Source organism: Fluviicola sp. (genome assembly GCF_029266855.1).
Lineage (GTDB): Bacteria > Bacteroidota > Bacteroidia > Flavobacteriales_D > Crocinitomicaceae > Fluviicola.
In genome coordinates this window covers 99419-112580 of record NZ_JAQSWB010000008.1, presented here as the reverse complement: position 1 = coordinate 112580, position 13162 = coordinate 99419, and the positions used below count along the sequence as shown (strand labels likewise).

Genomic DNA, 13162 nt, shown 5'->3' with positions numbered 1-13162 from the left:
TTCCAAGAGTTGGGATTCTACATAATAATCATTCAAGTAATATTGGCATGTATTTAGATTCAGCAAAAAAGAAAGAAATCTTCGCTAAACACGGAGGTTCAGAAACAAACACAGGTTCAACAGAAGCACAAGTTGCTTTGTTCACATTTCGTATCGCTCACTTAACGGAGCATTTGAAAAAGAACCGTAAAGATTACGGAACACAAAGATCTTTGCAGTTGTTGGTTGGTAAACGTCGTAGTATGTTAGATTACCTTAAGAAAAAGGATATCGAGAAATACCGTGCGTTGATCAAAGAATTAGGTTTACGTCGTTAATTCGAAAAGAAACAGGTTGCTGAGAGAAGTCGATGTACCTGTTTTGTAAATAAATTATTAAAAAAGGGGGGCTTGTCGGATTATTCCGGTGTCCCCTTTTTTGCTTTAGTTTCCGGTAATTCTGCCAAGTCAATTCGAGTGCGTAGCGTATCGAGAATATGGCAGAATACTCGAACTGACAGCAAAAGATATTAGGATTATGGGATTTTAAGATATCAGGACTTAGTCCTGCCTGCAAAGGTTTAAAATTCAAAGTCCATAATAAAACGATTTTTAGATGAGGAATTTAAGCAGTAAAGACGAATCAAGTCCTAATGTCTTAAAGTCCTAATATCTTGAAGTCTTTAAAAAAGTAAAGTATAAATATGAATATAGGAATCAAAAAGTCCATCGTTACTGGCGGGAAAGAAATTTCCATCGAGACCGGAAAATTGGCAAAACAAGCCGACGGGTCAGTAGTGTTACAAATGGGCAACACGGTGTTATTGGCAACAGTAGTTGCGGCACCAGAGGCAAAAGACGGAGTGGATTTCCTTCCGTTAACGGTAGATTACCGTGAAAAATATGCGGCAGCAGGTCGTTTCCCAGGAGGATTCTTCCGAAGAGAAGCTCGCCCGTCTGAAAGTGAAATTTTAGTGATGCGTTTAGTGGATCGTGCATTGCGTCCATTATTCCCGGATGATTACCATGCGGAAGTTCAATTGATGATTCAATTGTTGGCTTACGACGGCGTAAATAATCCGGATGCATTATGTGGTTTGGCAGCTTCTGCAGCAATTGCAGTCTCTGATATTCCATTCAACGGACCGATGTCTGAAGTACGCGTAGGTCGTATTAACGGTGAATGGGTTCTGAATCCAACAATGGAACAAATGAAATCGGCAGATATCGATATGATGGTTGCCGGTACGATGAAGGATGTGAATATGATCGAAGGAGAATTCAAAGAAATCTCCGAATTGGAAATGGTTGAAGCAATTAAAATTGCTCACGCTGCAATTAAAGAACAGTGTCAGTTCCAGTTAGATCTTGCAGCATTAATTCCAACAGCTAACCCGAAACGCGTTTACTCTCACGAAACTCATGATGAGGCTGTGAAAGCGAAAGTGTACGAATTGGCGATGGATAAATGTAAGGAAGTTGCTCGTCAGGGTCTTGCAAATAAAGCGAAACGCACAGAGTTATTCGATGCGATTAAAACGGAAGTGAAAGCAGCATTTACTGAAGACGAATTGTTATTGGTAGGTGGCTTTATTTCTACTTACTTCTCTGAAGTGAAGAAGAAAGCGGTTCGTTGGGTGATGTTGAACGAGAAAAAACGTTTGGATGGTCGCCAGTTTGATGAGATTCGTCCGATTTGGGCTGAAGTAGACTATTTACCAATGGTTCACGGATCTGCTGTATTTACACGTGGGGAAACTCAATCGTTGACAACATTAACCCTTGGTGGTAAAATGGATGAGCAATTGATCGATGGAGTTACTTTCCACGGAACAGAGAAGTTCTTATTGCATTATAATTTCCCTCCATTCTCAACAGGTGAAGCAAAACCATTGCGTGGAACTTCCCGTCGTGAGATCGGACATGGAAACCTGGCATTGCGTGCATTGAAACCGGTTCTTCCGGAAGATAACGCATACACAATCCGTTTGGTGTCGGATATCCTGGAATCAAACGGTTCGTCTTCCATGGCAACGGTTTGTGCAGGTACATTGGCATTGATGGACGGTGGTGTTCAAATAAAAGCACCGGTTTCCGGTATTGCTATGGGATTGGTTGCTGACGAAGGTAAATTTGCTGTATTGTCTGATATCTTAGGAGATGAAGATCACTTAGGAGATATGGACTTTAAAGTAACGGGAACTTCTAAGGGAATCACTGCTTGTCAGATGGATATCAAAGTAGATGGTTTACCATACGAAGTATTGATCCAGGCTTTGGATCAGGCACGTGCAGGTCGTTTACACATCCTGAACAAGATCATTGAAACAATTGCAATTCCGAATCCGGATTTCAAACCTCAAACTCCACGTATCGAAGCATTCAATGTGCCTAACGATATGATCGGAGCGATCATCGGACCTGGAGGAAAAATCATCCAGGGAATCCAAAAAGACACGAATACAACCATTACAATTGAAGAATTGGAAACAGGTGAAGGTCGTGTTCAGATTATGTCGAACAATGCAGAGGATATGAATGCTGCTAATTCGCGTATCAGAATGATCGCATTCCCTCCGACAGTTGATGAAGGCGGAGAATACGAAGGAAAAGTGAAAGCAATCAAAGATTTCGGGGTATTTGTTGAGATTCTTCCCGGAACTGACGGATTGATCCACATTTCTGAGTTCTCTTGGGAAAAAGTGGCTAAAATGGAAGACGTAGTAAAAGAAGGAGACGTATTGAAGTTTAAAGTTGTTGGAAAAGATCCGAAAACTAAAAAATGGAAATTATCTCGCAGAGTTTTATTGCCAAGACCGGAGAAGCCAGCTGCAGAATCATCTGAAGCTTCAAAAGCAGAGTAATTTAAAAACAGGATAGAAAAGCCCCGATAGTTAGTATCGGGGCTTTTTGTTTTTTAATAGTTAGCAATCACATGCCCTTCCGTGATTTCGTAGTGATCTGAAGGGAAATTGACATTGTATAATTTAATTTGAAATTGGAATTCGATACGTCTTGCAACCGGATCATTGGATAAAATATGGAAAGTTCCATCGTAGGCATCGTAGGTTTTATTATCCTTGTAAAAATCGAATGATATAACAGGCTGCACACTGGCTCCGTATTCGTGAAATCCAGGAGAGATATCCGATTGAATATACATTTGGTATAGTCCGCTATTTAAGGTGGAGGATCCTGCTTCAATGATTAATATCGTTTCATCCGGTGGTGTGAGCCATGAAGTCGATACGGGGAGTACTTGAAGTTTACCGTCAACTTTCATTGAAAGTTGATTTTCAGGAGTTGATTCAGGAGTTTTGTCTTCTTTCTTTTGACAAGCGGATAAAAGCAAAAGAATTAGAAAAGGGAGATATAGGAGTTTTTTCATTGAAAAGGTTTTCGTAAAAATAGATTAATTTTTTGTTGCGTTCAAAATGGAGGAACTATTTACTCAACTACCAATTTCTCAACAGAAATAATATTTCCGCTTTGATCCAGGATTTGTACAAAATACATTCCTGATTCTTGTGGAGCAGTGAAAACTGATCCGTTCAGGTCAAATACTTCGATTAATTGCCCGGAAAGCGTCAAAATTCGGAGCTTATTTCCGGATGATTTTTCTATTGCCAAAGTAATCTTCTGTCCTTGTATAGCAGGATTGGGATAAAGCGTCAACTGTGTTTTTTCTGTTTCATTTACTCCAAGACTACCGCAGGTTAGTGTCATGGAAACATCGTTAGTGGTGCTGATTGTTGGAGTATAACCAGTAATGGAACCACTATTTTCGACAACGATTGTTTCGTCCACAACGCTGCTCGGATAAACAACCTGGTCAGAGAGGGTAGTATTTAAAATAGAAAAACTGAAACATCCCATCTGGGTACTCTCCAAATCAAGATAGATCATAGAGTTGCTGTAATCAAGTAAGCTCATTTTTTGATTCGTATAGTTGGGTAAACCATATATCCATTCGTTTGTACTAGTTGACGACATGGTATTGTTTGATAAATTTATTTTGAAACTGGTCCCGGACATATCGACTAATGCAATTGAGTCGGAATCAATTACCTTGCATCGGTAAGGAGGATTGAGTGGAACGCCGTAGATATATGATAATAAATTTCCATTGGGATCTACCCGGGCAAAATATGTCCCATTATCACCTTCTCCAATAATACAGTAATTACCATTTGGAAGCGTTACAGCGAGTTTTGGATGACTGTATGAATCAATACTCCATTTTTTGGACCAGGTAACCTGCAAATTTGAATTCAATTTGGTGATGGTTGGATTATCTCCTGCCTTCATAGTAGCTAAATAGCCTCCGTCATTGGTGCACACAATAGAAAATCCTGGGTTTTTTGAATCTTCAAGTCCAGGGGTATTGAATCGTTTTGAAAAAATAAGGTTACCATCTGTATCTAGTTTCGATAAGGTCAAATTATTTACTGAAGTCAAAGAAAGTGTAATTTCATCCTGCTCGTTCAAGGATATAGGCGTTGCATTCGATCCGTAGTCACCCATGTTAACGGGATACGTCAGCAACCTTGACCAAATAATGGTTCCGTTTGTATCGATTTTCATCACCAAACATAGATCGCATTCCAGGTTTTGTATTGAGACGATAAATTGATTGGATAGATTGCAAGCTGCAATGGCCGACTTACCGGAATTGAAACCGCTAGGGACACTTATTTTTTTACTCCATCCTGATTCACCATTCTTTGGAAAATAGTTGATTGAATATATGGGAGAGAAATCAGCCTGGTCTAAAACCAGATTTGTAATATAAACACCCTCGTTTACCGGAAGAAAACAATCATAATTGGAAGTAGAAATTCCATTTAGACGATAAGCAGCTTCCTGCCCAAATAACAAATTGGAAATAAGAAGAAATGATAAAAGTAGTTTTTTCATAGTGGACCTTTTTGATATGCGACATTGACGTATACAAAACCAAAAGGTTGGAAATTAGTTGTTTTCCCTTTTAATTCTAATATTCTTCCATTTCTTACGTTATGATTAAGGAAATTATTTATAAAACTGAATGTCCAAACAAAAACCCTTCTCTATCTCAGATCGCCTCAAAAGTTTCAAGTACGCTTTTGCAGGTTTGAAAACACTTTTCGTTGAGGAACACAATGCCCGGATTCATTTGCTTGCAGCAGTGATTGTAATTGTATTGGGTTTTGTATTTAAGATCACTCTGAACGAATGGATTTCTTTGATAGTTGTGATGGCTTTGGTCTTTATTTGTGAACTGATCAATACCTCGTTGGAAGCAATGGCAGATTATGCATCGCCTGAAAAACATCCCCAAATCAAAAAAGTGAAAGATTTGGCAGCTGCTTCGGTACTAATTAGTGCTGTTTCTGCGTTATTAGTTGGAATCATCATTTTCGGACCCAGAATTATTGCGTTATGCTCAAACAATTAGTCAAAACCAACCAATTTCAAATCTCCCTGTTTATGGGGGTTTTATCCTTCTTCTGCTTTGCTTTATCCCTTTTTAGGGTAGAAATTTCGGGAACACGGCATTTTCTCTTTTTAAACTGGAACCTCTTCCTGGCATTTGTTCCATGGACGTTCACTGTTATTCTGGCAATGAGCCCGAATTTGCAGAAAAGCCGCCTGGCAGTTTTTGGAATGCTGGGAGTTTGGCTTTTGTTCTTTCCGAACGCATCGTATATTCTAACCGATCTGTTTCATCTGAGTCACAGCTCATCTATGCCTATTTGGTTCGACCTGGTATTGATCTTATCCTTTGCCTGGACGGGTTTACTGTATGGTTTCCTGAGTTTGTGGAACTTGGAAGAATTGATGGAACAATTTTTATCCAGACGGGCAATCACACTGCTTTCTGTTGTGTTGTTGTTTATAAGCAGTTTCGGAATTTACATCGGGAGATACCTTCGCTGGAACAGCTGGGATATTCTGCATCATCCAACCAAATTAATGGGTGATATCGGAGACCGGATCATCAATCCTTTTGATCACACCCGAACCTGGGGCGTAACCGTTTTCATGGGATTGTTCCTGACAATGCTGTATTTTACGTTCAGGTTTTTGAGAAAGAATCGCTTAAATTAACACCAAATGAAGTCCTTAATTTTTGTTTTGGTTTTCGCAGCTTCCTTCGATGTATTGTCCCAAACATTGCCATCAAGAGAGGAAATGTATGATTTTTCTAAACAATTTATTTTTGGAACAGACTCTGTAGAATTACTTCTGTTAAAGAACTCAGATCAATGGGGATTTTATAAAGACACGAGCGTTTTTTTGCACGACACAACTTACTTTTCGAATGATGATTTGGCCTTTTTTCGAGTTCAATTGAAGGAAATGAATCATTTTAAATGGAATCAAAATCGACTGCAAAACGTAAAAACTATCTCAAGATTGAAATTGAAATGGATTTTTAGAAATTACCAAAAGGGCTGGAAACGCTTTTGTAAAAAATATCCCAAAAGGTGTTATCGGTCTGCTACAATGCCAATTTTCAACGCAAATAAAACTTACTGTATTTTTTATCAGTCCGTTCAATGTGGAGGTTTATCGGGTCAAGGTTCAACGAACATCTATAAATTGGAAAAAGGAAAATGGATTTACGTTGATTCTTACGGAATGTGGGTGAGTTAATAATCAATATTGCCAAAACCTTCTGTGATTTGAATCGTGTCAGAATGGGAATTATTTTCCAACATTTCAAATTCAAAATTGAAGACGATCTTCTTTAAAATAGTGTCATTCGATAAAACGGTTAAACTCCCGTGCTCTTCCGTAAAAACCAACTGATCGGAGATAATAAGGAAAACAATGGGATCATCTGTACTTCCCGTATATTCATACGTCCCGGGCTGAATATTTCTCTTAATTCCAAGTTGATAGAAATTGCCTGTTTCACCTATGGTACCTGCTGTTATGCCAATCATGAATTCATTGAGAGTTACGTTAGGATTATAAGTGGTGAAAAGAATATCATCGTGTTTTAAACTAAAAGGATTACTGGTAGCAGGTGTGCTTGTTTCTGGGGTGGTATTATCTTTTTTACAGGCTGAAAGCGAGAAAAGAGTAAGACCAAATAGCAGGATTAATTTGCTTTTCATTTAACTGATTTAGTAATGAATAGTCATTTCACCATCCGTAATTTGCGGACAACTTCCTTCACAGTCATCATTGTAAAGGAGCACTTCAAAAGTGCAGTGTAAAACTCCGGTAAGAGTATCGTTTGAGAGTACGGTTAATGAACTCGTTTCCCAGCCAAACATATTAGTGGAATCCTGATTATGAATAAGCGAAAAATAGTCTGATTCGCCATCTTCTCCAAGATACGTTCCGGGACTTATTGATCTTTTGATGAATATCACATACGAATTATCCCATGGATACTGATTAACGATATGGGTTTCAACAGACAGAGCATCTTCATCAACCTGAGACACTAAAATGTAATTGGGAGAATAAAGAACGCCATCCTTCTTTAATGTGAAACTGTTTGAATTGGTACTTTTTGTTGGACTTTCTTTCTTCTTGCAGGAAGTAGCAGAAAATAAGGCAACTAATAAAAGTATGCTTAGGAATATGATTTTCATGGTGATTTTTTGATGAATGTACAAAAAAAGTTGAGTTGCAGCTAATTTACTGGAACTAAATGTATTGTTGAAACAAAGAGACAATTTTAACTTTTCATTTTTCACTTTTTCAATTAACTCTTGTATCTTTACCCTGCTTTAGGGGTGTCGGCTATGACTGACTGAGAAATACCCTTTGAACCTGATTCAGTTGGTACTGACGGAGGGAAAAGTGAAATGGATACTTTCTTTGTAGTCATTCCTAAAGTGCGTAAATTACAGTTGGAATGACAATATCATTAAACAATCAAACAATTGAAGTGGAAGCTCAGACGAAGCTTTCAAACCTGGTTTTTCAGCAGATTGGTGAAAACTCCAAAGGAATTGCTGTGGCCATAAACGGACAAGTAATCCCGAAAGATTCCTGGATGGAAACACCTGTGAATGAAAATGATGAATTACTAATAATCAAAGCAACACAAGGCGGATAGTTTGACTTCAGGATGTTCAGATATTAGGATTTCAGGAATTCAAAATTTTAAAGGAGTATAAAATAATGGTAAAGACTCATAATTTTAGAGAATTGCAAATTTGGAAAGAGTCAATAGCTTTTGTTAAATCAATTTACGAATTAACATCATCTATGGATTCATCTGAAAAATTTGGTTTGACTTCTCAGATGAATCGTTGTGCAGTTTCCATTCCTTCAAATATTGCGGAAGGTTCGGGACGTTCGTCAGAAAAAGAATTTATCCGATTTCTTGATATTGCAATTTCATCATCTTATGAATTAGAAACCCAATTAATACTTGTTTGCGAAATTTATGACATCTCAACAGAACCAATAATAGATCAACTTACTATCCTTCAAAAGAAAATAGGTGCATTCAAACGAACATTAAATACAAATTAAATTGATTACGATGCATTTCAGTCTTAAAATCCTGAAATCCTGTAGTCCTAAAATCTTTTAAATGAAAAAAGCAGATAAAACACCCGGAGCCGGAAGTATCACAACAGGTGCCATTTCAGGATCACAAAAAGTATACGTATCTGGTAAAATCCACGATATCAAAGTAGCAATGCGTGAAATTACGCTAACACCCACCAAACATGCAAACGGAAGGATTGAAGAGAATCCTCCGGTGACTGTTTATGATACCGGTGGCGCTTATACTGATAACAATGCAGTGATCGATGTCAAAAAAGGCTTGCCGCGTATTCGTCAGCAATGGATTCTTGATCGTGGAGATGTAGAAGAGTTGACAGATGTGAGTTCTGACTATGGAAAAGAGCGTAAGAACGACGAAAAGCTGGATGAATTGCGTTTTGAACACATCAGTAAACCGCTGCGTGCAAAACCGGGAATGAATGTTTCTCAATTGTACTATGCAAAACAGGGAATTATCACTCCGGAAATGGAATACATTGCCATTCGTGAAAACCAACGTGTAGATGAATTGAAAAGCCAGTTGAACGGTCAGTACGAAGCAATGACAGCTCAGCATCCGGGAGAAAGTTTTGGAGCAAATACTCCGAAAGGATTTATTACTCCGGAGTTCGTTCGCGATGAAATTGCTGCAGGACGTGCAATCATCCCGAATAATATTAACCACCCGGAATCGGAACCGATGATCATCGGACGTAACTTCCTGGTGAAGATCAATGCGAATATTGGAAACAGTGCCGTTACTTCATCTATTGAAGAAGAAGTAGAAAAAGCAGTTTGGGCTTGTCGTTGGGGAGCAGATACCATTATGGATCTTTCTACAGGTAAAAATATACACGAAACCCGCGAATGGATCATTCGCAATTCCCCGGTTCCGATCGGAACAGTTCCGATCTACCAGGCCTTGGAAAAAGTGAATGGAGTTGCCGAAGACCTGACTTGGGAAATTTTCCGCGATACACTGATCGAACAAGCAGAGCAGGGAGTTTCTTATTTTACTATTCATGCCGGAGTTTTATTGCGTTATATTCCATTAACTGCAAAACGCGTTACCGGAATTGTTTCCCGAGGTGGTTCGATCATGGCGAAATGGTGTTTGGCACATCACAAGGAGAATTTCCTGTATACACACTTTGAAGAGATTTGTGAGATCATGAAAGCATACGATGTCGCATTTTCATTGGGTGACGGATTGCGTCCGGGGTGTTTGGCAGATGCAAATGATGCGGCACAATTCGGTGAGTTGGAAACCTTGGGTGAACTGACTAAAGTTGCCTGGAAACACGATGTTCAGGTAATGATCGAAGGTCCCGGACACGTTCCGATGCATATGATCAAAGAAAATATGGATAAGCAGCTGAAAGAATGTCATGAGGCACCTTTCTATACATTAGGACCATTGACAACGGATATTGCACCGGGATACGATCACATTACTTCTGCTATCGGAGCAGCAATGATCGGATGGTTTGGAACAGCAATGTTGTGTTATGTAACACCAAAAGAACATTTGGGATTACCGAATCGTAAGGACGTAAAGGACGGAGTAATTACTTACAAACTTGCTGCCCATGCAGCAGATTTGGCTAAAGGACATCCTGGAGCACAATACCGTGATAATGCATTGAGTAAAGCGCGTTTCGAATTCCGTTGGGAAGACCAGTTTAACTTGTCTTTGGATCCGGATACCGCTCGTGAATTCCACGATGAAACACTTCCTGCAGAAGGCGCAAAAGTGGCTCATTTCTGTTCCATGTGCGGACCAAAATTCTGTTCGATGAAAATTACACAGGATATTCGCGACGCTGCAGAATCAGGTATGTTTGAGAAATCGGAAGAATTCAAAACTAAAGGAAGCCAAATTTATTCCTGATGCTTATCGTCATTTCCGACAGCGATTTTAAACCCGGTGAAGCAAGAATTATAAATGAATTGTTTCTCTCCGGTCTCGACTTGTTTCATATTCGAAAATATGGTGCAAGCGAAGAATTGTTGTGGAAGTTGATCGCCCAAATCCATCCCGAAAACCATTCCAGGCTGGTTTTACATCATGACCATGAATGGGGCAAGGAAATTGGATTGAAGCGCTTTCATTATTCTGAAAGGGATCGAAAAATATGGGAAACGGCAGGCTGGACAGGAATAAATAAGGAGTTTGTTTATTCGACCTCAGTACATAGCCTGGAAGAATACAACGAACTGCCGAAGTACTTTTCATACGCCTTTTTAAGTCCTGTTTTTGATAGTATTTCGAAAGCGGATTACAAAGCGGTGAAATTTGATCTGTCGAAACGTGATAATAACCAAACGGAATTAATTGGTTTAGGGGGAATCCAGGCAGCTAATGTGAATCAGTTGATCCAAATGGGTTTCGACGGTGCTGCATTACTCGGGGCAATTTGGAATAATTCAGATCCGATAAATGAATGGAATAAGTGTAGGGACGCGATTTCCGTTTTTCCTCCTTTGGAGGGGGAGCAATGGGGAGGACTTTCCAAAAGTAAAGACTTGGAGGAAAAACAATGAAATACAAACATCCCATAGTTCTTAGCATTGCAGGTTTCGACCCAAGCGGTGGAGCAGGTGTACTGGCAGATGTGAAAACATGTGAGCAGCACGCATGTTTGGGTATGGGAGTATTGACAGCAAACACAATTCAAACTGAAACAAACTTTATTTCGGTTAATTGGTTTGACAAACAGGCGATTATAGATCAATTGCAACCAATTTTAGATACGTACGAAGTTGCAGCAGTTAAGATCGGGATCATCGAGAATCTGGAAGTTTTGTCGGAGTTGTTAAAGCTGATAAAAAAGAAATTCCCATCCGTTCCGGTTGTTTGGGATCCTGTACTCTCGGCATCATCCGGATTTGAATTGCATGCAAGCTGGAACGAAGAGTCTTTAAATTCCATATTGGAACAGATCGATCTGATTACTCCGAATGTCCCTGAAATAAAAAAAATAACTCAGATGGAAGACGAAATTGAAGCGGCTTTTCATTTGGCAAAGGTGACAGGTGTATTGCTGAAAGGCGGACATAGTTCGGAACGTCTGGGCCTTGATCTTTTGTTCGAAGGTGGAGTTCCCAGGGAACTTCCTTCAAAATTGGATCCGGAAGCTTGTTATCCAAAACATGGCTCAGGATGTATCCTTTCTGCCGCGATCGCCTCTAATTTGGCCTTGGGAGAAGCTTTGTTTGAAGCATGCCGGGAAGCAAAACAGTACATAGAAAAAAGACTTTCAAGTAACGAATATTTATTAGCATATCATGTTGAGTAGAATCCAGTACATATCTCATGGAGAAACAGTTGAAGAGCAGAAACAAAACATTTTGAATGCTTTGGAAGCCGGATGTAAAATGATCCAGCTTCGTTTCAAGAATGGTTCAAAGGAAGCTGTTTTGGACGTGGCCAGACAGGCACGTGTTTGGTGTACTTACGGAAATGCAAAGTTAATTATTAATGATTCGATAGAAATTGCCAAAGAAGTGGATGCAGATGGTGTTCACCTTGGGTTAACGGATTCTTCTGTGGTGGAGGCACGAAAGATTTTAGGTTCCGCGAAAATAATAGGTGGAACGGCCAACACCCTGGAAGATGTACTGCAACGTATCCGTGAAAAATGTGATTACGTGGGACTTGGACCGCTGCGTTTCACATCAACAAAAGAAAAACTGAGTCCGCTTTTAGGATTTGAAGGATATCAGAGAGTTGCCAAGGAACTCGAGATGGCCGGACTTTCCATTCCGATCTACGCAATAGGCGGAATTGTCCGGAATGACGTGGAATTACTGAAAAAAACAGGTGTTTATGGAATTGCTGTTTCGGGAATGATCTCCAATTCGGCAGACAAAACAACTTTAATAAGTGAAATAGAACAAACATTGAGTTATGCTTAAAATAGCAGATAAAGAATTTAAATCGCGTTTGTTTTTAGGGACCGGAAAGTTTGGTTCTTCTAAACAAATGGAGGAAGCAGTTTTGGCTTCAGGATCAGAATTGGTAACGGTGGCACTTAAGCGTGTGGATCTGGAAACGGAAACCGACGATTTACTGTCCCATTTAAAACATGGACACATCAATCTGTTACCCAATACTTCCGGTGCAAGGAACGCTAAAGAAGCAGTGTTTGCTGCTCAATTGGCACGTGAAGCAATGGAAACGAATTGGCTGAAGCTGGAAATTCATCCCGACCCAAAGTATTTATTACCCGATCCGATAGAAACCTTAAAAGCAACAGAAGAATTGGCCAAATTGGGTTTTATTATTCTTCCGTACATCCACGCTGATCCGGTTTTGTGTAAACGCCTGGAAGATGTAGGAACCGCTGCAGTAATGCCATTGGGAGCGCCGATCGGAACGAATAAAGGCTTGAAAACACTGGATTTCCTTGAAATTATTATTGAGCAAAGCCGCGTACCTGTGATCGTTGATGCCGGGATCGGATCACCATCGCATGCAGCCCATGCAATGGAACTGGGTGCAGATGCTGTTTTGGTGAATACTGCAATTGCAGTGGCACAGAATCCTGCAGAAATGGCTTTGGCCTTTAAAATGGCAGTAGAAGCGGGAAGAATGGCTTATGAAGCAGGTTTGGGAGCAATTTCACGATCAGCAAATGCTTCAAGTCCGCTAACAGGATTTTTGAATATATGAAATTTGA

General features: G+C 39.7%; 16 protein-coding genes and 1 riboswitch. Of the genes, 12 read left to right on the top strand and 4 right to left on the bottom strand.

What is annotated here, in order from left to right; all coding sequences use genetic code 11:
• Positions 1-47 precede the first annotated feature (47 nt).
• On the top strand, positions 48-317 hold the full coding sequence (gene rpsO, locus K0S23_RS15505) for a 30S ribosomal protein S15 (RefSeq protein ID WP_144333364.1): 270 nt from the start codon (positions 48-50) through the stop codon (positions 315-317).
• Between the two features lie 365 nt (positions 318-682).
• The gene (locus K0S23_RS15500) at positions 683-2842 is read left to right on the top strand and encodes a polyribonucleotide nucleotidyltransferase (protein ID WP_300359285.1); all 2160 of its coding nucleotides are present in this window, start codon (positions 683-685) and stop codon (positions 2840-2842) included.
• 53 nt (positions 2843-2895) lie between these two features.
• Here the strand turns inward: K0S23_RS15500 and K0S23_RS15495 are convergent, their stop codons facing one another.
• A complete protein-coding gene (locus K0S23_RS15495) occupies positions 2896-3366 on the bottom strand; it encodes a hypothetical protein (RefSeq protein WP_300359283.1) in 471 nt (156 codons plus the stop codon).
• A 59-nt stretch (positions 3367-3425) separates the two neighbouring features.
• Positions 3426-4895: a T9SS type A sorting domain-containing protein gene (locus K0S23_RS15490; protein ID WP_300359281.1), complete on the bottom strand. Its 1470-nt coding sequence runs from the start codon at positions 4893-4895 to the stop codon at positions 3426-3428.
• A 130-nt stretch (positions 4896-5025) separates the two neighbouring features.
• On the opposite strand from K0S23_RS15490, the gene K0S23_RS15485 reads away from it, so the two are divergent.
• From K0S23_RS15485 to K0S23_RS15475, 3 genes are read left to right on the top strand one after another with little or no spacing between them, the layout of a single operon-like run.
• Positions 5026-5415 (top strand): diacylglycerol kinase family protein, encoded by a 390-nt coding sequence (locus tag K0S23_RS15485; RefSeq protein ID WP_300359278.1) that lies wholly within the window; start codon positions 5026-5028, stop codon positions 5413-5415.
• Positions 5400-6068 carry a DUF1361 domain-containing protein gene (locus K0S23_RS15480; protein ID WP_300359275.1) on the top strand — a complete coding sequence of 223 codons (669 nt, stop codon included), beginning with the start codon at positions 5400-5402 and terminating at the stop codon, positions 6066-6068. The genes K0S23_RS15485 and K0S23_RS15480 overlap by 16 nt, the downstream gene beginning before the upstream one ends.
• Before the next feature lie 6 nt (positions 6069-6074).
• Entirely contained in the window at positions 6075-6617 is a 543-nt protein-coding gene (locus K0S23_RS15475) for a hypothetical protein (RefSeq protein ID WP_300359272.1), read from the top strand.
• Here the strand turns inward: K0S23_RS15475 and K0S23_RS15470 are convergent.
• Together K0S23_RS15470 and K0S23_RS15465 are read right to left on the bottom strand one after the other, a co-directional pair.
• Entirely contained in the window at positions 6614-7084 is a 471-nt protein-coding gene (locus K0S23_RS15470; RefSeq protein ID WP_300359270.1) for a hypothetical protein, read from the bottom strand. The two genes, K0S23_RS15475 and K0S23_RS15470, sit on opposite strands and share 4 nt — an antisense overlap.
• Positions 7085-7093: 9 nt before the next feature.
• Entirely contained in the window at positions 7094-7570 is a 477-nt protein-coding gene (locus tag K0S23_RS15465) for a hypothetical protein (RefSeq protein WP_300359268.1), read from the bottom strand.
• Positions 7571-7700: 130 nt separating this feature from the next.
• Positions 7701-7795, top strand: a riboswitch (TPP riboswitch).
• A gap of 41 nt (positions 7796-7836) precedes the next feature.
• On the opposite strand from K0S23_RS15465, the gene thiS reads away from it, so the two are divergent.
• From thiS to K0S23_RS15430, 7 genes are all read left to right on the top strand, one after another.
• Positions 7837-8040 carry a sulfur carrier protein ThiS gene (gene thiS, locus K0S23_RS15460; protein ID WP_300359266.1) on the top strand — a complete coding sequence of 68 codons (204 nt, stop codon included), beginning with the start codon at positions 7837-7839 and terminating at the stop codon, positions 8038-8040.
• 65 nt (positions 8041-8105) lie between these two features.
• Positions 8106-8462 (top strand): four helix bundle protein, encoded by a 357-nt coding sequence (locus K0S23_RS15455; RefSeq protein WP_300359263.1) that lies wholly within the window; start codon positions 8106-8108, stop codon positions 8460-8462.
• Between the two features lie 61 nt (positions 8463-8523).
• Positions 8524-10371 (top strand): phosphomethylpyrimidine synthase ThiC, encoded by a 1848-nt coding sequence (thiC, locus tag K0S23_RS15450; protein WP_300359261.1) that lies wholly within the window; start codon positions 8524-8526, stop codon positions 10369-10371.
• Complete coding sequence (locus tag K0S23_RS15445; RefSeq protein WP_300359259.1) at positions 10371-11024, top strand: thiamine phosphate synthase; 654 nt, start codon at positions 10371-10373, stop codon at positions 11022-11024. Before thiC ends, K0S23_RS15445 begins: the two co-directional genes overlap by 1 nt.
• Positions 11021-11779 carry a hydroxymethylpyrimidine/phosphomethylpyrimidine kinase gene (locus K0S23_RS15440; RefSeq protein ID WP_300359256.1) on the top strand — a complete coding sequence of 253 codons (759 nt, stop codon included), beginning with the start codon at positions 11021-11023 and terminating at the stop codon, positions 11777-11779. The genes K0S23_RS15445 and K0S23_RS15440 overlap by 4 nt, the downstream gene beginning before the upstream one ends.
• Entirely contained in the window at positions 11769-12398 is a 630-nt protein-coding gene (gene thiE / locus K0S23_RS15435) for a thiamine phosphate synthase (RefSeq protein WP_300359253.1), read from the top strand. The genes K0S23_RS15440 and thiE overlap by 11 nt, the downstream gene beginning before the upstream one ends.
• On the top strand, positions 12391-13155 hold the full coding sequence (locus tag K0S23_RS15430) for a thiazole synthase (RefSeq protein WP_300359250.1): 765 nt from the start codon (positions 12391-12393) through the stop codon (positions 13153-13155). Before thiE ends, K0S23_RS15430 begins: the two co-directional genes overlap by 8 nt.
• The last annotated feature ends 7 nt before the right edge of the window (positions 13156-13162 follow it).